22 protein-coding genes and 3 tRNA genes are annotated in these 18,775 nt (G+C 65.1%); 4 read left to right on the top strand and 21 right to left on the bottom strand.

From position 1 onward, the window contains the following. Positions 1-5: 5 nt before the first annotated feature. The 19 genes from ATJ78_RS06980 to tilS all read right to left on the bottom strand — a co-directional run bounded on the left by ATJ78_RS06980 (position 6) and on the right by tilS (position 15,879). Positions 6-734: a ZIP family metal transporter gene (locus ATJ78_RS06980; RefSeq protein WP_098406935.1), complete on the bottom strand. Its 729-nt coding sequence runs from the start codon at positions 732-734 to the stop codon at positions 6-8. Positions 735-778: 44 nt separating this feature from the next. Next, entirely contained in the window at positions 779-2,275 is a 1,497-nt protein-coding gene (gene cls / locus ATJ78_RS06975; RefSeq protein WP_098406934.1) for a cardiolipin synthase, read from the bottom strand. 89 nt (positions 2,276-2,364) lie between these two features. Continuing rightward, positions 2,365-2,559: a hypothetical protein gene (locus ATJ78_RS06970; RefSeq protein ID WP_098406933.1), complete on the bottom strand. Its 195-nt coding sequence runs from the start codon at positions 2,557-2,559 to the stop codon at positions 2,365-2,367. Positions 2,560-2,607: 48 nt separating this feature from the next. After that, positions 2,608-2,751 carry a hypothetical protein gene (locus ATJ78_RS15870; protein WP_156088588.1) on the bottom strand — a complete coding sequence of 48 codons (144 nt, stop codon included), beginning with the start codon at positions 2,749-2,751 and terminating at the stop codon, positions 2,608-2,610. Between the two features lie 5 nt (positions 2,752-2,756). After that, positions 2,757-4,265 (bottom strand): lysine--tRNA ligase, encoded by a 1,509-nt coding sequence (gene lysS, locus ATJ78_RS06965; protein WP_098406932.1) that lies wholly within the window; start codon positions 4,263-4,265, stop codon positions 2,757-2,759. Between the two features lie 186 nt (positions 4,266-4,451). Beyond that, complete coding sequence (locus ATJ78_RS06960; protein ID WP_098406931.1) at positions 4,452-5,138, bottom strand: Rossmann-like and DUF2520 domain-containing protein; 687 nt, start codon at positions 5,136-5,138, stop codon at positions 4,452-4,454. Further along, positions 5,135-6,796: a PH domain-containing protein gene (locus ATJ78_RS06955; protein WP_098406930.1), complete on the bottom strand. Its 1,662-nt coding sequence runs from the start codon at positions 6,794-6,796 to the stop codon at positions 5,135-5,137. The genes ATJ78_RS06960 and ATJ78_RS06955 overlap by 4 nt, the downstream gene beginning before the upstream one ends. After that, positions 6,793-7,347, bottom strand: coding sequence for a PH domain-containing protein (locus ATJ78_RS06950; RefSeq protein WP_098406929.1), 555 nt, complete (start codon positions 7,345-7,347; stop codon positions 6,793-6,795). Before ATJ78_RS06950 ends, ATJ78_RS06955 begins: the two co-directional genes overlap by 4 nt. Further along, on the bottom strand, positions 7,319-7,789 hold the full coding sequence (locus ATJ78_RS06945) for a DUF3180 domain-containing protein (RefSeq protein WP_098406928.1): 471 nt from the start codon (positions 7,787-7,789) through the stop codon (positions 7,319-7,321). The genes ATJ78_RS06950 and ATJ78_RS06945 overlap by 29 nt, the downstream gene beginning before the upstream one ends. Beyond that, positions 7,786-8,295 (bottom strand): 2-amino-4-hydroxy-6-hydroxymethyldihydropteridine diphosphokinase, encoded by a 510-nt coding sequence (gene folK, locus ATJ78_RS06940; protein ID WP_098406927.1) that lies wholly within the window; start codon positions 8,293-8,295, stop codon positions 7,786-7,788. The genes ATJ78_RS06945 and folK overlap by 4 nt, the downstream gene beginning before the upstream one ends. Beyond that, a complete protein-coding gene (folB, locus tag ATJ78_RS06935; protein WP_245836238.1) occupies positions 8,292-8,672 on the bottom strand; it encodes a dihydroneopterin aldolase in 381 nt (126 codons plus the stop codon). The genes folK and folB overlap by 4 nt, the downstream gene beginning before the upstream one ends. Before the next feature lie 28 nt (positions 8,673-8,700). Then, the gene (locus ATJ78_RS06930; protein ID WP_098406925.1) at positions 8,701-9,297 is read right to left on the bottom strand and encodes an energy-coupling factor transporter transmembrane component T family protein; all 597 of its coding nucleotides are present in this window, start codon (positions 9,295-9,297) and stop codon (positions 8,701-8,703) included. A gap of 2 nt (positions 9,298-9,299) precedes the next feature. Next, positions 9,300-10,019, bottom strand: coding sequence for an energy-coupling factor ABC transporter ATP-binding protein (locus tag ATJ78_RS06925; RefSeq protein ID WP_211288442.1), 720 nt, complete (start codon positions 10,017-10,019; stop codon positions 9,300-9,302). 4 nt (positions 10,020-10,023) lie between these two features. Next, positions 10,024-10,617, bottom strand: coding sequence for a biotin transporter BioY (locus tag ATJ78_RS06920; RefSeq protein ID WP_245836237.1), 594 nt, complete (start codon positions 10,615-10,617; stop codon positions 10,024-10,026). Between the two features lie 106 nt (positions 10,618-10,723). Continuing rightward, positions 10,724-11,533 carry a dihydropteroate synthase gene (folP, locus tag ATJ78_RS06915; protein WP_098406924.1) on the bottom strand — a complete coding sequence of 270 codons (810 nt, stop codon included), beginning with the start codon at positions 11,531-11,533 and terminating at the stop codon, positions 10,724-10,726. Next, the gene (gene folE / locus ATJ78_RS06910; RefSeq protein WP_098406923.1) at positions 11,530-12,111 is read right to left on the bottom strand and encodes a GTP cyclohydrolase I FolE; all 582 of its coding nucleotides are present in this window, start codon (positions 12,109-12,111) and stop codon (positions 11,530-11,532) included. Before folE ends, folP begins: the two co-directional genes overlap by 4 nt. A 3-nt stretch (positions 12,112-12,114) precedes the next feature. After that, entirely contained in the window at positions 12,115-14,151 is a 2,037-nt protein-coding gene (gene ftsH, locus ATJ78_RS06905; RefSeq protein WP_098406922.1) for an ATP-dependent zinc metalloprotease FtsH, read from the bottom strand. 126 nt (positions 14,152-14,277) lie between these two features. Then, a complete protein-coding gene (hpt, locus tag ATJ78_RS06900; RefSeq protein WP_098406921.1) occupies positions 14,278-14,835 on the bottom strand; it encodes a hypoxanthine phosphoribosyltransferase in 558 nt (185 codons plus the stop codon). A 9-nt stretch (positions 14,836-14,844) separates the two neighbouring features. Beyond that, positions 14,845-15,879 carry a tRNA lysidine(34) synthetase TilS gene (gene tilS / locus ATJ78_RS06895; RefSeq protein ID WP_098406920.1) on the bottom strand — a complete coding sequence of 345 codons (1,035 nt, stop codon included), beginning with the start codon at positions 15,877-15,879 and terminating at the stop codon, positions 14,845-14,847. Positions 15,880-15,932: 53 nt separating this feature from the next. On the opposite strand from tilS, the gene ATJ78_RS06890 reads away from it, so the two are divergent. Beyond that, positions 15,933-16,427 carry an inorganic diphosphatase gene (locus ATJ78_RS06890; protein WP_098406919.1) on the top strand — a complete coding sequence of 165 codons (495 nt, stop codon included), beginning with the start codon at positions 15,933-15,935 and terminating at the stop codon, positions 16,425-16,427. Between the two features lie 65 nt (positions 16,428-16,492). Here ATJ78_RS06890 and ATJ78_RS06885 read toward each other — a convergent pair whose 3' ends face one another. After that, entirely contained in the window at positions 16,493-17,836 is a 1,344-nt protein-coding gene (locus tag ATJ78_RS06885) for a M23 family metallopeptidase (protein ID WP_098406918.1), read from the bottom strand. A 263-nt stretch (positions 17,837-18,099) separates the two neighbouring features. Between ATJ78_RS06885 and ATJ78_RS06880 the strand changes: the two genes are divergently transcribed. From ATJ78_RS06880 to ATJ78_RS06870, 3 genes are all read left to right on the top strand, one after another. Beyond that, positions 18,100-18,172, top strand: a tRNA-Glu gene (locus tag ATJ78_RS06880). A 47-nt stretch (positions 18,173-18,219) separates the two neighbouring features. Then, positions 18,220-18,293, top strand: a tRNA-Asp gene (locus ATJ78_RS06875). Between the two features lie 61 nt (positions 18,294-18,354). After that, positions 18,355-18,427, top strand: a tRNA-Phe gene (locus ATJ78_RS06870). Positions 18,428-18,542: 115 nt separating this feature from the next. Here the strand turns inward: ATJ78_RS06870 and ATJ78_RS15940 are convergent. Next, on the bottom strand, positions 18,543-18,710 hold the full coding sequence (locus tag ATJ78_RS15940) for a hypothetical protein (RefSeq protein WP_169923414.1): 168 nt from the start codon (positions 18,708-18,710) through the stop codon (positions 18,543-18,545). Positions 18,711-18,775 lie beyond the last annotated feature (65 nt).

The following is an 18,775-nucleotide window of genomic DNA, read 5'->3' as shown; positions in this document are numbered from 1 at the left end:
GCGCACTAGCCCAGCTGATGGATGCCGAATGCCGCAAAGAACCCGATCACGGCGACCAGCCCAGTGAACGACTTCGCGTCGTCAAACGCCTCGGGAATCATCGTGTCGCAGATCATCGCGAGGATCGCGCCCGCGGCGATCGCGCTCACGAACGACGTCGCCTGCACCGGGGCGCCCTGCAGCAGCGCGAAGCCGCCGAGCGCTGACAACGCGCACGCGGCAGTCGTGATCCCCCATAAGCCGAAGACGTATGCGGGAGATCGGCCCTCTCGTTTGAGGTCGGCGGTCGCCGACAGGCCTTCGGGGAGGTTCGAAATCACGACGGCGGCGAGAATCGGGATGCTGAGCTGCCCGCCGCCGACGAGACTGAGGCCGAGCACAGCCGTCTCGGGGATGCCGTCGAGCAGCGCGCCGACGACGATGCCCGTTCCGGTGCCCTTTGACGACGATCTGCTGTTGCGATTGCGGGCGTTGCGCCAGTCCAACGTGATGTTGATGCCGACGTACACGATCGCCCCCGCGAGAAATCCGAACATGGTCGGCCAGAAGCCGCCGTTGTCCGCCGCCTCGTCGACGAGATCAAACGCGAGCGCAGAGATGAGCACACCCGAGCCGAACGCCATGACGGCCGCGACCACGTGCTTCGGCACCGACACGAACCACGCGACCGCTGCGCCGACGACGAGCGCAATGCCCGAGATGAAACCCGCGAACAGCGCCAGCACCCAATCCATGTGCCCACGATAACGCGCACTGGCTTCTGCGGCTCAGAAACGTGTCACTGAAGCGCCGACGTCAGGCGCGCGAGATTATCGAGAATCGTCGAGCGGAGAGGCTGCTTGAGCCACTCATCGAGCGTGAGCTCGCGACTGATTCGACGGTAGTGGTCTTCGATCGCTCGCATGTCTTTCACGAAGGGCTCGCCCCGCACCAAAAGCGAAACCTCGAGGTTGAGACCGAACGAGCGCATATCCATGTTGCTGGATCCCAGAACGGCGACCTCATCGTCGATCGTGAAGTGCTTGGCATGCAGAATGTACGGCTTGGGGTACAGGAAGATGCGCACGCCTGCGCGCAGGAGTGCCTCGTAGTACGAGCGCTGCGCGTGGTACACGAGAGCCTGGTCTCCGATCTCTGAGACGAAGAGATCGACAGGCACACCCCGCTGAACGGCGGTCGTCACTGCGAAGAGGAGCGACTCGTCTGGCACGAAGTACGGGCTCGTGATGACAATGCGCTTCTGCGCTGCCCAGAGCAGGCCGAGAAACAGGCGCAGATTGTTCTCGCCCGCAAAGCCGGGGCCCGAGGGTACGACCTGGCAGGCGAGCGAGCCCGGGCGCTCATCTTGCGTCACGTCGGTCTCGCCGTCGACGTCGGTGCTGTCTGAGAGCAGATCGTCGGTCTCGCTGTACCAGTCCGTGAGGAAGATCGCATTGATCGCCCCCACGACGGGGCCGCGCACGCGCGCCTGAAGCTCTTGCCATTGCAGGCCGCGCTCGATGTTCCTGCGCTTGTTGTAACTGCGGTCGATGATGTTCTGCGAGCCGATCCACGCCACGCTGCCGTCGACGACGAGCAGCTTGCGGTGGTTGCGCAGGTCGGGCCGCTGCCACTTCCATTTCAGGGGGTCGAGCGGCAGCATCCGGTGCCAGTCGGCGCCCATCGCGGTCAGCCGCCGCGTCATAGCGTGATAGCCCGGAATGCGCAGCGATGCGACGTGGTCGAAGAGCACACGCACGGGGACACCGCGCTTCACCGCCCGATCGAGCGCATCGAAGAACGGTCGGGTCGTGTCGTCGAGGCACAGAATGTAGAACTCGACGTGCACCCACGAAGTTGCCGCCTCGATGTCGTCGATCATGCTCTGCAGGCTCGACATGTACCCGTGGTCGAGTTCGGCCGTGTTTCCGCCGAGCATCGGAAAACCGCCGAGATTCTGGTTGAGGTACGCGAGCGAGGGCAGCCACGCGGGCGTCGCGACAAGGCTCTCATCGTGAGGAAGCTCGGCGACGACCGTGGCGATGTACGAGTTGATGTCTTCTTGACGCTTACGGCGCTGCCTCGGCAGCTTCGGGTTTCCGATGATGAGAAACAGCAGGACGCCGAGGAAGGGAATGAAAAAGATGGCAAGAAGCCACGCCATTCCCGCAGTCGGCAGCCGGTTGCGCGGAACGTAGATGACGGCGAGCACGCGCACGATGAGGTCGATCGTGAAAACGACGATCGCCCACAAGCCGACGCCAACGCCGAAAATCTCGAAGAGCGGCTCGTTCATCACGCGGCCCGTGTGCCCCGCGCTCGCCAGCGCTCAACCATAACGGCGATACTACTGGTCAGCCAGGCGTCCGTGTCGGCGGCGTGCCATCAGTGATTCGAGGGCGTCTCGGGCTTGGGCGGCAGACCGCGGCGAAGTCGCTCTTCTGACTCGATGTCGGCGTACACCCGGCGTTCGTTGCGGTCGGCGCGGAAGATCGAGCGCAGAACGAAGTAGAACAACCCGAACAGCAGCAGCGTCGGCGTGATCGACCACACTGCGTTCAGCCAGAAGTTCTCAATCATGATGCCTCTATCGTACCGCGCCACACGACGACGGATCACCGGTTGTTCTCACCCCGTGATGATGCCCCACACGCCCGTGCCGATCAGGTAGATGCCGAGCCCCGCGCCGATGATCCACAGCGCCACGCGATTGCGCGAGGGCTGGTCCTTGCGCTCGGGGTCGAGCTCGTCCTTCGGCAGGAAGTCGTTCACGGCGCCTACTTGACCAGCGGGAAGAGGATGGTCTCTCGGATGCCGAGGCCGGTGAGGGCCATGAGCAGACGATCGATGCCCATGCCCATACCGCCCGTCGGCGGCATCCCGAATTCAAGCGCGCGCAAGAACTCCTCGTCGAGCTGCATCGCCTCGAGGTCTCCGCCCGCGGCGAGCTTTGCCTGCTCGACGAAGCGCTCGCGCTGAATGACTGGGTCGACGAGCTCGGAGTAGCCTGTCGCCAGTTCGAATCCGCGCACGTAGAGATCCCACTTCTCGACGACACCCTCGCGAGAGCGGTGGTGGCGCACGAGCGGGCTCGTATCGACGGGAAAGTCCATGACGAACGTCGGACGCTCGAGACCGCCCTTGACGAAGTGCTCCCACAGCTCTTCGACGTACTTGCCGTGGATCGGGTGCGGAACCTCGATTCCCTCAGCATCCGCGAGCTTCTTGAGCTCGGCGATCGGCGTCTCGGGCGTGATCGAGCGTCCCGCGGCATCCGAGAGGCTCTCGAACATCGAGATGCGGTCCCACTCACCGCCGAGGTCGTACTCCGTTCCGTCTGCCCACATGACAACGTGTGATCCCGCGACGTCGCGGGCGGCGTTCTGAATGAGCTTCTGGGTGAGGTCGGCGATCGAGGCGTAGTCGCCGTACGCCTGGTACGCCTCGAGCATCGCGAACTCGGGGCTGTGCGTCGAGTCGGCTCCCTCGTTGCGGAAGTTGCGGTTGATCTCGAACACGTGGTCGATGCCGCCGACGACGGCGCGCTTGAGGTAGAGCTCGGGCGCGATACGCAGGAAGAGCTCGGTGTCGAACGCGTTTGAATGCGTGACGAACGGGCGAGCAGAGGCGCCGCCGTGCATCACCTGCAGCATGGGAGTCTCGATCTCGATGAAGCCGTCGTCGTCGAACGTGCGCCGTAGGCTCGCGACGGTCTTCGCACGCATGACGACGTTCGTTCGCGCTTGCTCGCGCACGATGAGGTCGAGGTAACGGCTGCGAACCCGGGTCTCTTCATTCAGCTCGTTGTGCAGGTTCGGCAGCGGAAGCACGGCCTTCGACGCGATCTCCCACGCGTCGACCATGATCGACAGCTCTCCGCGCCGGCTCGAAATGACCTCTCCCGAGACGAACACGTGGTCGCCGAGATCGACGAGTTCCTTCCACTGCGCGAGGCTCTCGTCACCCACAGACGCGAGGCTGACCATCGCCTGCAGACGCGACCCGTCGCCGGACTGCAGACTCGCGAAACACAGTTTGCCCGTGTTGCGCAGGTGAACGATGCGTCCCGCGACGCCGACGGTGACGCCCGTGGTGGAGTCCGTCTCGATATTGCCCCACTGCTCGCGAACCTGAGGGATCGTGTGCGTGACGGGGACGCCCACGGGGTACGCGCCCTTTCCAGCATCCGCCGCCTCAGCGATAAGCCGCTCTCGCTTGGCCAGTCGCACCTGCTTCTGCTGGGAGATCTCCTCGGCGGTGGGCTCGTCGGTGCGGTTCTCGGTCATGCATCAACCTTTACGGATCGGGGATTTCGCTGCGGCTATCGGCCGAGTCAAGTTTACCCGGGGGATGCTGGATGCTTGGCGGCATCCCTGACCGGATGCTGCGCGGCACAGTCTGCTTCTCGCCACAGCCTTGTCTGGAGCTCCCATCAGTTCGTGGCGCGCGAGCGGGGAAGGACTGGCGAGAAATCAGCGCTCGGCCGAGAGAGCGTCGTCGACGGCGCTGCGCACAAGAGACGACAGATAGGCGCCCGGCTGGTCGACGCCGATGCCGTGCAGAATGCCGGATGCCTGCTCGACGATGGAGCGCGAGAATGAGCGCGCCGTGTCGATGGCCTCCGCATACGCCGCGCGGTCCGCCTCGTCGATCACGACCGGTTCGCCGCCCATCTCGACGACGAGGGCCTGACCGATCGGCAGCACGGGCGCTGGCGCTGTGACGGCGAAGTAGGTCTCGGCAAGTCGTGTCAGGTCGAGGGAGGTTCCGGTGAACGACATGGCCGGGTGAATCGCGAGAGGGATGCTGCCCGCGCGCTGCGCCGGCTCGAGCACGGCGATGCCGTAGCCCGGTGCCGTGTGCGCGACGATCTGGCCTGGGCGCCACGTTCCGGTCGCGGCGAGCCCCGAGACGAGGTCGGGAAGCTCAGCATCCGGAATCGCGATCAGCACGAGCTCGCTGCGCTCGACGACCTCGGGAATCGTGAGAACGGGAACACCGGGCAGCAGAGCTTCGGCGCGCTCGCGGCTCTCGTCAGACACCGCAGTGACGCCGACAAGAGCATGCCCTGCCCCTGCGAGCGCAGACGCGAGCACGGTGCCGACGCGTCCGGCTCCGATGACGCCGACCCCGAGTCTTCCCGCGCGTGTGTCGCTCATTCCGGCGTCGCCGCCCAGCGCTGGGTCGTGTCGGCGTTCGCCGCGTATGTCGCTGCGTCGTTCACCCTCGAGAAGAAGCCGAGGGCGTCGTTGCGTGACAGCTGGCCGACCGAGGCGTTGACCGGACCGGCAACCGTGTGCGCCTGGCTCGAGGCAAGTCCGCGGCGACGTTGCCATGGTCCCTGCGTGATCTTCACCGACTGAATGCGCGCGAGCGGAATGACCACGAGTCGCCTGTGCGCGAATCCCTGACGGGTGATGAGCACGTCGCCGAGCAGCGCGTAACCGACACGGCGCCAGGTGAGCGGGTTGAAGATCCACGAGGCCTTCGGCGCGGTCACGAAGTCCCGGTCAGGCCCGGTCCCGAGCAGCCCTCGCGCGACAAGGTCCGCCGATTCCTCGGGTGAGATGCCCGGAAGCACGAGCGCCAGCACGCGCTCGACATCGTCGATAGTGCCGACGGGCATGAGCGTTGCACGCTGCTGCGCCTGACTCTGATTGGAGGCAGGTGAGTCCTGCACGGCCGTGTTGATGCGAATCTCCCACCATCCGAAAGGCCGCCACAGCAGCGGCTGCCGCACCTCGATGCCGTGGATGCGCCCGGGCGGAATCGTCTCGTTCGATGTTGACAGCAGACCGTATCCCACGCGAATGCCGTGCCTCGTGGCAGCAATCGAGTACCGCATCGACTTCGTGATGCGCGACCAGTAGTACGTGAGAAAACCGATGAACGCGGGAATGATGCTGAACAGCACCCACGGCGTTCCGACGATCGCTCCGATGACCAGCCCGATGACGAGCAGGATGAGAAACACCGTCGTGTCGCTGATGACGACGCTGCCGGCGATGCGCAGCGGCGGAATGCGCACGACCGATTCGGGCTCAGCGAGCTCAGGGTCGAGCTCTGGCGCGAGAAACTCGTTGACCCGCTCCGTGACGAAGCCGTCGACGCCCGTCTGCCGCGGGGCTGAGACGGGAGTTTCGCCCTTCGCACCCGATGCAAGGCGCAGGATGTCGCGCCGCAGGTCGTCGGTGCGCACCGATCCGAGGTATGACAGCTCGACGCTCGCGCCCTGGCCCGCCACCGAGACCTGGAGCTTTGCGGCACCGACGAGTCTCGGAATGAACGATCGCGTGATGTTGATTCCCTGGATGCGGTCGAGCGCCGCCCTTCGATGGCGGCGGAACAGAATGCCGCTGCGCACCTCCACGGCTTCGTGCGTCACGCGGAACGTGTGCATGCGCCACGAGAGGTAGAACCCGACAACGAGCAGCACGAGCAGAACCGCGAGCCCGATGAGCGCCCAGCCCACGAGGTTCTCGCGCAGAATCCAGTCGATGGGGTCGCCCTCGTACTCGCGCAGCTCGTCGTTGCCCACGAACAGCGTGATAAGGCGCTCGCGCATGTTGGCGATGACGTACCCGAGCACCGCGATGAGAATGAGGCCGCCTCTCAGCAGCGGCGTGGCCGGGTGCAGACGGTGCCACTCTCCGTCCGCGAGAGTGTCGCTCGTGAGCGTCTTGGCCGCGGCTTCCACCGAGGCATCCGGATGCTGTTCAGCCGACGCGCCTGCGCTGGTCCCTGCGCCTGCCGGTCCCTGCTCCTGGCGCTCGCCGTGCCCCGGCGCGTCGTGCGGTGCCGGGTGCTGGTCGCTCATATTCCGGCCCTGCGCGTCTCGGCAACCTCCACGAGGTGGTCGCGAAGCCGCTCGGCCTCGTCATTCGGGATGCCGGGAATCGAGACGCCTGTCGCGGCGGCGGCCGTGACGAGCTTGACCTCGGCGAGGCCGAGCCAGCGCGCGAGCGGTCCCCTGGTGATGTCGACGAGTTGCATGCGACCGTACGGCACCGCGACGATGCGCTGCCACATAATGCCGCGGCGAAACACGAGGTCGTCCTCTCGCAGCTGGTAGCCGATGGCCTTCGCCTGCCGCGGCGTGATTGCGAGGTCGACGATGGCGACGATCACGCCGATGCCGAACGGAATCCACGCCCAGGTCTGTCCCGTGAACGCGAGCCAGCCGAACACGCCGAGCAGCACGACGAACGTGATCACGGTTCCGACGATCTGCACGGTCACGTACTTGGGCGAGACGCGCCTCCACTCGCTGATCTCGAGCTGCACGCGTCCATTCCCCCGCGGCTCAACGAGGTTGGAGTCGTGCGGGTTCAGCGGAGAGTCAGGATTCGTCGGCGGAGTCTCGGTCATCGTCCTCGTCTTTCGGCAGTCGGCACAGGTGCTCGGCGATCAGTCCCGCTGTCACGAGCAGAGCCGAGCCCAGAGCCATGGCGGCGGTGAGCCACACCGATGCTACCCCGGGCCAGACCGTGCGCGTGATCATGAATGTGACGGCGCCGATCGCCAGCCCGAAGAACAGCGATCCCGACCAGCTCGAGGCTCTCGCGAGAGAGACGACGCGCATGGCCTGAAACGGATCGAGGCGCCGCTTCGATGCGCCGGTGACCGCTCGCCGGATCGGAATGGCGAAACCCACGACGATCGCGCCGACGGTCACGAGCGTGAGCGGCAGTGAGATCGGCGGAACGAAAACGGCATTCCCGCTCGTCGAGAGCGCCATCTCAATGAGAAACCCGGCGACGATGCCGAGGGCTCCGAGGCTGATCAGCGGCGTCGCCGTTGTGCGCTTCATTCGTCGCTCGCTCGCTCGCGTCGCAGCGCGGCGACGCTGCCGAGGCCGGGAAGCACCGCGTCGGGGTCGAGCTCAAGCCACGGATCGAGAACGAAGGGCCGTTCGGCGGCACGCGGATGCGGAAGCGTCAGCTGCGGGTCGCTCTGGCGCAGCTCTCCGAACGTGATGATGTCGATGTCGAGCGTCCTGCTGCCCCAGCGCTCTGCGCGAATGCGCCCGTGGGCGTCCTCGATGCGGCTGGTCGCGGCGAGAAGCTCACGCGGCCCGAGCACGGTTCGCGCGAGGACGACGCCGTTGAGGTACGCGGGCGCGGATTCGTCGGCACCGTCGAGCGTCACGGCCACCGATTCGATCAGCGTCGAGACAGCATCCACAATGACGCCGGGAGTGACTCGCAGATCGTCGACGGCGGCTTCGAGAGTCGCGCGACGGTCCCCCAGATTCGCGCCGAGGGCAAGTACGACGTTCGTCGAGCGCAGCGGCCGGGTCGGGTCGCGCACGATCATGCGCCTGGCTCCGGCCGCGTGATCGTCACCGAGACGTCATCGAATGGCACTGAGATCGGCGCGTGCGGCTTGTGCAGCGTCACCCGCGTCTTCTGCACACGAGCAAAGCGCAGTGCCGTGCGTGCGACGCGCTCTGCAACGGTCTCGATGAGGTCGACGGGCGAGGTCGACACTGCCTCAGCGACCGCCTCAGCGAGCTCGCCATAGTGCACGGTGTGCGCAAGGTCATCGTTCTCGCCAGCGGTGCTCACGTCGGTGAAGACGGTGATGTCGACGACGAACTCCTGCCCGTTCTCACGCTCGTCATCGAAGACACCGTGGTGGGCGTGCACGCGAATTCCGGTCACCGTGATCGCGTCAAATTCGCTGTCATTCACGACTACCACTCTGCCACGCCGGATGCTGTCACTCGACCCCGCGGGCGGCGAGTGCGTCTGCCGTGTCATCGGCGTGCCGAAGGGACTGCACAAGAAGCGGCACGACGAACGCTCGAACGCTCAGCCGGCCCGCACGTGCGCGCTGCGCGTCTCGGAGTTCGCCGGCCAGGCCCGCGATGACGGGGACGGTGCGAATCGTCAGCGCGAGCATGAGCCCGATGCGATCGGGGTTGACACCGAAGCGGCGCAGCGGCTGAAGTGCCCGCTGCACGGCGTCGAGGATCTCCGTTGTGCGGGTCGTGAGGGTCACGCCCGCGGCAAGCAGCAGCACGATCACGACTCGCGCTGCGGTGGCCAGCACTGTCGGGATCGGAAGAAAGAGCATCGGGACCGCGACGATCACGACGATAAGCCAGCGGATGCCCAGAATCTGACGCCACAGCTCGCCGAGCCCGAGCCGGGCACCCACAAAGCACGCGACAACGAGAGCGGCCCCGCCGCCGAGGTTCCACAGCGACGGCGGTGGAACGGCGACGATGAGCACCACGACAATGAGCCCGACGAGCTTCGCGCCGGCGGGAAGCCGGTGCAGGATGCTGTCGCGCGCGCGGTACTGCCCGAGCATCGTCACGGTCGAGCCACGATCTCACTCAGGTAGCGCTCGATCACGGCGCTCGGTACCCCATGCGCCACCAATCGAGCCTCGTCGAACAGCAGTGCGTCGTCGCAGCGCGCCGCGAGTTCAAGATCGTGCGTCACGATCACGCACTGCTGCGGCAGATTCAGCAGCAGGTCCGCAATGCGCCGCGCATTGCGCGCGTCGAGCAGCGTCGTCGGCTCATCGGCGACGATCATGGACGGCTCGGCGACGAGCACGGCTTGAATCGCGAGCATCTGCTTCTGCCCGCCCGACAGGTCGTGGGCGGGCAGATCCGCGTGCGCGGCGAGACCGTTCTCGGCAAGCACAGCCGTGACTCGCTCGGCGATCTGGCCCTTGCTCAGTCCGCGCCCTCGTAGCGAGAACGCGAGGTCTTCGGCGACCGTTGGCATGACGATCTGCGCGTCCGGGTTCGTGAACACGAATCCAACGTGCTTGCGCACGGCACGCGCCTCTTTCACCGTGTCGAGCCCCGCGACCGTCGCAACGCCGTTCGTCGGCGTGCGAAGCCCGTTGAGCAGCCGCGCGAACGTCGACTTGCCCGACCCGTTGAGCCCGATCACAGCGATGTTGTGCGCCCGGGTCATGAGCGACACATCGTGGAGTGCGGTCACCTCGCCCGATGCCGTGGGGTGCCGCACGGTGACGTGCGAGAGCGCGATCTCGCTGTCGGCGTGCTCTGGCAGCATCCGCTTATCGAACCGCGACGGGCGTCGCCTCAACGGCAGCACGCCGTGGCATCGCGAACGCCCGCGGGTAGGCCTTCCAGACGGCCATCGTCAAAGCGACGGTGAGTCCTGCCTTGATGGCGTCGCCGGGAACGAAGGCGAGGTTCGCGAGGGCGGCCTCGCCGAGCGACAGGCCGAGCGTTGCCGCCATGACCGGGATGCCGACCGCGTAGATCGCGAGCATGCCGCCGACGACCACGCCGAGTGTGACCCGCCACCAGACCGGACGCGTCGCGCCGATGTGCACGATGGCCCCCACAACGGCGGCGCCCAGCACCCAGCCGACCAGGTAGCCCGACGATGGCGCGAAGAAGACGCCGATGCCGCCTCGGCCGCCGGAGAGCAGCGGAAGACCTGCTGCGGTGAGCACGAGAAGAACAATGACGGATGCTGCGCCGCGCCACCACCCGAGGATCGCTCCCGCGAGCATGACGCCGAGCGTTTGCAGCGTGATGGGCACCGCCATGCCGAACGGGTTGACGGCTCCCGGGATGCCGAGCACGGCGATGATCGCCGCGAAGGTCGCGATGCGCGTGATGTCGTTGAGTGTTGTCTTCACGATTACCTAGCGTCTCAGGCTACGTGTCACTGTCATTGTGAAATATCGCACATGGATTCGGGCAGGTTGTTGTCTCACATCGCCAACGACAGCGGGAGCGCGCGGATCATGGGTGGTCATCGCGCTGCGCATCGACGGCGTCGAGAACATTCAGCGCCGTCCTGGTTCCCGACACATTGTGCACGCGAACGGCCCAGATGCGCGCCTGAGCACAGAGCATGCTGATGGCGGCGGTCGCGGGGTCACGCTCCGCAGGCTGGGCGCCCACCGGCGAGACGGTCGAGAGAAACCGCTTGCGGCTGGCGCCGATGAGCATGCGGTCCGACAGGGTGCCGAACCGCTCGAGGTGAGCGAGAATCGCCCAGTTGTGCTCGGGGTTCTTCGAGAATCCCAGACCGGGATCGACGATGAGGCGCTCGGCATCGACCCCCGCGGTCGTCAGCGCGTCGATCCGCTGCCCGAGTTCGCGGTGCACGTCAGCGAGCACGTCATCGTAGTGAACGCGCTCGTGCGGGTCTGTGAGGTAGCCGCGCCAGTGCATCGCCACGAAGTCCCGGCCACTCTCTGCGGCGACACGCGGCATGTCGTCGTCGACCAGACCACCGGACACGTCGTTGATGATCTGCGCTCCCGCCTCGACGGCCGCCGCCGCTGTCGACGCGTGCATAGTGTCGACGCTCACGCGAATACCCTCGTCGGCGAGTGCCGAAATCACCGGGATCACGCGCCTCTGCTCCTCGACTGGGTCGACGAGTTCGGCGCCGGGGCGCGTGGATTCGCCACCGACGTCGATGAGATCGGCACCGGCACTCTTCAGCGTGAGCGCGTGCTCGATCGCGTCGTCGTGGCTGAAGAAGCGGCCACCGTCGCTGAACGAATCCGGCGTCACGTTGACGACGCCCATGATGAGCGTCATGACGCGTCTCCCCGCGAGATGAGGGCGACGACCTCCGCCCGCTGGATCGGATCGGAGAACGTTCCTCTGCTGGCCAGCGTCACGGTCGTCGATCGCGCTTGCTGTGTGCCTCGCGCGGTGACGCAGGAGTGCGCCGCGTCGATGATCACGAGCACGCCTGCGGCGTCGAGCCCCGTGCTGATCGCGTCGGCGATCTGCTCACCGAGGCGTTCCTGCACTTGGGGGCGCGCCGCCAGGACGTCGACGACTCGAGGGATGCGGCCGAGGCCGACGACTCGCTCGTGGGGAGCGTAGGCAACGTGCGCCGTGCCGAGGAACGGCAGAAGGTGATGCTCGCACATCGACCGGAGCGCGATGTCGCGCACCATCACGATCTCGCCTGAGTCTCCCTCGTCGAGAGGGATGCCTTCGCCGAGCAGCTCGAGCGGGTCTTCGCCGACGCCGTGGAAGAACTCGGCATAAGCTTCGGCGACGCGCTGCGGCGTGTTCTCAAGGCCCGCGCGGTCGACGCTCTCGCCGATCGCGACGAGCAGCTCACGCGTCGCCGCTTCGATGCGCTCCCGATCAACGCCCGACATGATCTACGCGTTCGACGCGCTCGAACCTCTGCCAGCATCCGCCTCGTCGGGGTCGGACTCGGAATCGTCGGTGTCGGAAACGGGTCCCGAGTCCTGCGACGTCACGTTGCCGTCGGTCACGTCCGGCTCGATCGGCGCAGACGCCGGAATCTCAACGGGAGGCAGATCGCTCACGGGCCGGCCCTCGCTCGAGAGCCAGACGGGCCGCTCGGCGAGCTTGCGAACGGGAGCGAAGATGTCGGCCAGCTGGTTGTGGTCGAGCGTCTCCTTCTCGAGAAGCTCACGGGCCAGCGTGTCGAGAACGTCGCGGTTGTCGTTGATGACCTTCCACGCTTCGTTGTGTGCCTGCTCGATGAGCTCGCGCACCTGCTTGTCGACCTGCTCGGCCAGCTCTTCCGAGTAGTCGCGCTGGTGGCCCATGTCGTGCCCGAGGAACATCTCACCCGACGCCTGTCCGAGCTTGACCGGTCCGACGTCGGTGGTCATGCCGTATTCGGTGACCATCTTGCGTGCAATTCCGGTTGCCTTCTCGATATCGTTCGAGGCTCCCGTGGTCGGGTCATGGAACACGATCTCCTCGGCGACACGGCCGCCCATGGCGTACGTGAGTTGATCGAGCAACTCATTGCGCGTGACCGAGTACTTGTCTTCGAGCGGGAGCACCATGGTGTAGCCGAGCGCACGACCGCGCGGAAGGATCGTGATCTTCGTCACCGGGTCCGTGTGGTTCATCGCCGCAGCAGCGAGCGCGTGGCCGCCCTCGTGGTACGCCGTGATGAGCTTCTCCTTCTCGTTCATCACGCGGGTACGGCGTTGCGGTCCGGCGATCACGCGATCGATCGCCTCGTCGAGCGCGCGGTTGTCGATCAGCTGCGCGTTCGAGCGCGCGGTGAGCAGCGCTGCCTCGTTGAGCACGTTGGCGAGGTCAGCGCCCGTGAAGCCAGGGGTCTTGCGCGCGACGACCTCAAGGTCGACGCCTTCAGCAAGCGGCTTGCCTCGGCCATGCACCTCGAGAATCTGCAGGCGACCCTGCATGTCCGGAGCATCAACGCCGATCTGCCGATCGAAGCGCCCGGGGCGCAGCAGAGCCGGGTCGAGAATGTCGGGGCGGTTCGTGGCCGCGATCAAGATTACGTTCGTCTTGGGGTCGAATCCGTCCATCTCGACGAGCAGCTGGTTGAGCGTCTGCTCGCGCTCGTCGTGTCCGCCGCCCATGCCGGCGCCGCGGTGACGTCCGACGGCGTCGATCTCATCGACGAAGATAATCGCCGGCGAGTTCTCCTTGGCCTGCTGGAACAGATCGCGCACACGACTTGCACCGACACCCACGAACATCTCGACGAAGTCGGAGCCCGAGATCGAGTAGAACGGAACTCCCGCCTCACCCGCGACGGCGCGTGCGAGCAGGGTTTTACCGGTTCCGGGGGGACCATACAACAGCACGCCCTTGGGGATGCGCGCCCCGACGGCCTGGAACTTCGCCGGATCCTTCAAGAAGTCCTTGATCTCGTGCAGCTCTTCGATCGCCTCTTCGGCACCGGCAACGTCGGCGAACGTCACCTTCGGCGATTCCTTTGAGACGAGCTTGGCTTTGGACTTGCCGAACTGCATGACCTTTCCGCCGCCGCCCTGCATGCTCGAGAGCATGAACCAGAAGAACAGCCCGATGAGAAGCAAGGGAAGCAGGATGCTGGCCATGGACAGCCACCAGTTGCCCTGAGGGACCTCATCGTTGAATCCGTCCTTCGGCGACGCGGCATCCACCGCATCGACGACGGCGTCGGCGCGCGCGTCGATGAAGTAGAACTGCACCATCTTGCCGCTGTCGCCCGCAGCCTTGCTCAGCGTGAGGTCGACGCGGTTGTCGCCCTGCGTGATCACGGCCTGGGTGACGGTGTCGCCCTTCAGCAGCTCGAGCCCCTGTTGCGTCGAGATCTCTTTGTATCCGCCGATGTTCAGCAGGCTCGACCCGATCCAGAACGCCAGAATAGCGATGAGGATGTAGGGAATGGGGCCTTTAAAGATGCGCTTCAGGTTCATGGGAATTGGAGCGGGAGGCTCAGCACCTTTCCGGTGAGATCGACGGGGCAGACCAGCCCCGTGGCATTAGCGTAACGTGTGCCTGCTGTGCGCGCCCTCGGTGTTCCCCGAGGGCGTACACCGGCATCACTCCTCCGAGTAGATGTGCGGAGCGAGAACGGCGACGTCACGAAGATTGCGGTAGCGCTCGGCGAAATCGAGACCGTATCCGACGACGAAATCGCTCGGGATGTCAAAGCCGACGTACTTGCAGTCGATCGTCACTTTCGCAGCATCCGGCTTGCGCAGCAGAGCGCACACTTCGACGGATGCCGCACCGCGCGACGCGAAGTTGTCGAGGAGCCACGAGAGCGTCAGCCCCGAGTCGATGATGTCCTCGACGATGAGTACGTGGCGGCCGGCGATGTCGGTGTCGAGATCCTTGCGGATCTGAACGACGCCGCTCGATTTCGTGCTGGCCCCGTAGCTCGAGACCGCCATCCAGTCCATCTCAACGTTGTGTCCGAGGTGGCGGGAGAGATCGGCCATGACCATGACGGCGCCCTTCAGAACACCGACGAGCAGGAGGTCTTTTCCCGCGTAGTCGGTGTCGATGGTGCGCCCGAGTTCTTCGAGTTTCGCGTCGATCTGCTCTTCCGTGACGAGAACCTTCGTGAGGTCGCTCTCAATTTCACTCGCGTGCATGGATCGAGTCTACGTGCCTGATCGGGAGTGCGCCTTTTCGGCCGCTGTGAACACCAGACGCCCGTCGGAACGCGACACGACAATGCCGGGAACGTGAATCGGTCCCTGACCGCGCCACTCAGTGACGAGCGCGGCGATTGCGAGCGTGTGTGTGCGTGAGAGCGACACACCGAACTCGGCGGCAGCGACGTAGCGGATGAGCCGGTTGCGCAGCGCCGCCGGGTTGTGGGCGAGCGCACTCACCTCGACGGCGATCCCGGCCTCGGCCGGCTCACACACCTCTTCGATGAACTCCTCGATCATCTGCTCGAACGCGTCGTCGTCTTCGCGCGCCTGCTCGGCGGTGCGCGCGAGTGCCTCGGCGATGCCCGGTCCCAGCTGCTCTTCGAGAACGGGCAGCACGAGGTTGCGAACGCGCACTCGTGCAAAGGACCCGTCGTCGTTCTGCGGATCGTCCCAGACGTCGATCCCGCGAGCGGCGCACGAGTCGCGCGTCTGCTGTCGCCGAACGCCAAGGAGCGGTCGCGCATATCGGCCGTTCAGCGGGGCCATCGCCTTCAGGCTTCCGGCACCCGATCCGCGCGCGAGCCCGAGAAGCACGGTCTCGGCCTGGTCGTCGAGGGTGTGCCCGAGCAGCACGAGCTCTGCCCCGACGCGCTGTGCCGTCGCGTCGATTGCTCGATAGCGCGCCTGCCGTGCCGCGGCCTCCGGCCCACCGGCATCCACCACCTGGACGCGCTCGAGGTGCGCCTCGATCCCCCACCTTTTGAGAGCGTTCGCCGTACGTTGCGCGACAGCATCCGACCCTCGCTGCAAGCCGTGATCCACGGTGATCGAATGCACGCGGATGCTGCGCGGCTTCGCCTCGAAGACGGTGGCCGCCGCGAGTGCCATCGAGTCGGCGCCGCCGCTCACACACACCAGAACAACTGCGCCGTCGGAGCATTCGTTGAGGCTCTGGCGTACGCCAAGACGCACGGCAGCGGTCGCGGAATCAAGCCGCGGGCGTCCTGGCTCAGGTGAATGGGAAGTTGTCGAGGGCATCAAGTAACGTTAGTTCAGGTTTTTCGATCATCACGATCATAAGGAGAAAGCACATGGCCGAGTACGACGTCGTCGTAGAGATCCCCAAGGGCAGCCGCAACAAGTACGAAGTCGACCACGAGACCGGTCGCGTCTATCTCGACCGTGTGCTGTTCACGAATTTTGTGTACCCGGTGGACTACGGCTACTTCGAGAACACCCTCGGCCTCGACGGCGACCCCGTCGACGCGCTTGTTCTGCTCGAGTACCCGGTTTTCCCCGGTGTGGGCATCAAGGTGCGTCCGGTCGGCGTGCTCAACATGAGCGATGAGGCCGGGTCCGACGCCAAGGTCGTCTGTGTTCAGTACAAAGACCCGCGCTGGCAGCACATTCAGGACATCAGCGATGTGCCCGAGCACCAGCGTGCCGAGATCGAGCACTTCTTCACGCGCTACAAGGACCTCGAGCCGAACAAGTGGGTGAAGATCGAGGGCTGGGGCGACGTCGCCGAGGCCGAGCAGATTGTTCAGGCGGGAATCGCCAAGCTCGCAGAGGACGGCGGCCACTGACCCATCCCTGCCCTGAGCACAGAAGCGGCCCCGCAGTTCATTCTGCGGGGCCGCTTCGGTTTCGCTTATACGTAGTTGAGGGGGTTGACGGGATTCCAACGCCCGTTGCGCACCTCGAAGTGAAGGTGCGTGCCGGTCGAGTTTCCCGTGCTGCCCATCGCTCCGATGGCCGTGCCCGCGTTCACCCATCCGCTCCAGCGGTAGATCGAACTCATGTGGCCGTAACCGGTGTACTGCCCGCCGCCGTGGTTGATGAGGACATAGTTGCCGTATCCGCCGTACCATCCGGCGTAGGCGATGGTGCCGCCCTTCGCAGCCCAGATCGCCTCGCCGGAGCTCCCCGAGATGTCGATACCCTCGTGGAACTTTCTCGTTCCAGAGATCGGGTGCGTGCGCCATCCGAATGGCGAGGTGATGTAGCCGCCGCTGCATGGCCAGCGCCAACCGCTCGAGGAGCCGCCACCGCCGCCTCCCCCGCCGGTGGAACCGCCACCGCCACCGCCGCCACCGCCGCCGTTGTTCTTGGCGGCTTCTTCGGCAGCCCGTCTCGCCGCTGCTTCGCGTGCCTTGCGGGCAGCTTCTGCGGCCTTGCGGCGCTCTTCGACGCCCTTCTTGTACTGCTCGACGGTCTTCGAAGTCTTGTCCTGCAGCGCTTCGAGCTGCGCTTTGAGGGTCTCCTGTTTGGACTCCTGCTCGGCGAGAGCGTTGCGAGCGGCCTCCGCTGCTGCCTGCGCTGCCTCGTATGCTTCTTCGGCCTCCTGCTTCAGCCGATCCCGCTCGTCGCGCGCGACGACGGCCTGGTCGCTCAGCGACTGCGCCGTGTTCTTTGCGGTGAGGGCGCTCTGGTATACCGACTGGTTGTGCTCTACGAGCTTCGTCATGCTGCCGAGCGCGGCGAGCAAGTCATCGGGTCCGGATGCTGTCGCATCAAAGATGAGGCCAAGGCTCGCGTTGTCTCCACCCGACCGGTAGAGCTGTGCGGCAAGCTGCCCCGCCTTGGTTATCGCGGCGTCAGCCTCCACCTCTTTTTCATCCGCCTGCTGCTGCAGCTGCTCGGCGCGAGCCGTCGCCTCTGTGAGGGCGATACCGGCGTCGTAAAGCTTCTGCCCCGCCTCTTCCTCTGCCGCTTTCGTGTCGGCGACCCGCTGCTGCAGTGAAGCGATGAGGTTCTTGATCTTCTTGACCTCTTCGGCCTTGGCAGCCTGATTGTTCTTTGCGCGCTTAACGTCGTCCCAGCTCGGGTACTTGTCTGCCCACGCCGGAGCGATGCCGGTAAGTCCAGCGACGGCTGTGACGACGCCGAAGACGCCGATGGAGATGACCTGTCGCCGCGTTGTCTCCGACCGCGATTCTCCGTCGTGGGGTCGCGAGAAAATGCCCGCGCGAGGCTCGCGATCTCGCTTCGACATCTGAGTGCACCGACCTTTTCACATATGTAACAGACGTAACAGCGTTAACACTATCCACAAGAATCCACGACTGCACGCGTGAAATCAAGGGATCCATACCCACGTTGTAGGGGCAATCTAACCGTCGGCGCACCGGTTTCGCGTGACATTTCGGGCTCGTCGCAACATCGGCACGCCCGGGTTGACACGCAATTTGTATATCCGAGTGGTTGCCCATATGCTTTTACGTCGGTAGTCAAAGCAGCTCTTCGGAGAGGTTTTGAGGCCCCATCGTTTAGCGGCCTAGGACGCCGCCCTTTCACGGCGGTAGCACGGGTTCGAATCCCGTTGGGGTCACGAGCACTGCTCAACGTGCTCTACAATTGAATAGCGAAACACAGTTTGGCCCTGTGGCGCAGTTGGTTAGCGCGCCGCCCTGTCACGGCGGAGGTCGCCGGTTCAAGTCCGGTCAGGGTCGCAGGTGAAAAACCCTTCCGAAAGGAAGGGTTTTTCTCCCTATGTGGCACTTGTGTCGCATTGGCTCTGTAGCTCAGTTGGTAGAGCGTTCGACTGAAAATCGAAAGGTCACCGGATCGACGCCGGTCGGAGCCACAAAACCCCCGCTTAGCCGGGGGTTTTCTTGTTTCACGAGACGATTGTGACGCCTGCGGTTCAGTCGAAACTGCCCTAATGGTTTGTCCCGCGCCAGCGCACGCGGGGACCATCGTTACGAGTCTCTCCTACTTGCAAGCAGACGTCGGATGCCGACCCACGCGAGGGTCACGACGAAGAGGATGATTCCGATGGCCGCCAGCCAGGCGAGTCCTTTGATCACGAGTCCCAGAATGGTCAGGATCAGCCAGATCACGAGCAAGGTGATGATGAGCCCAAGCATTGCTACTCCCTTGTTCTTCCTTCAGTCTTGACGATCAGGGTCTCTCGTCACACTTGGATTGAAAA

Source organism: Paramicrobacterium agarici (genome assembly GCF_002563955.1).
GTDB lineage: Bacteria > Actinomycetota > Actinomycetes > Actinomycetales > Microbacteriaceae > Paramicrobacterium > Paramicrobacterium agarici.
This window is presented reverse-complemented; position numbering and strand designations above follow the sequence as displayed.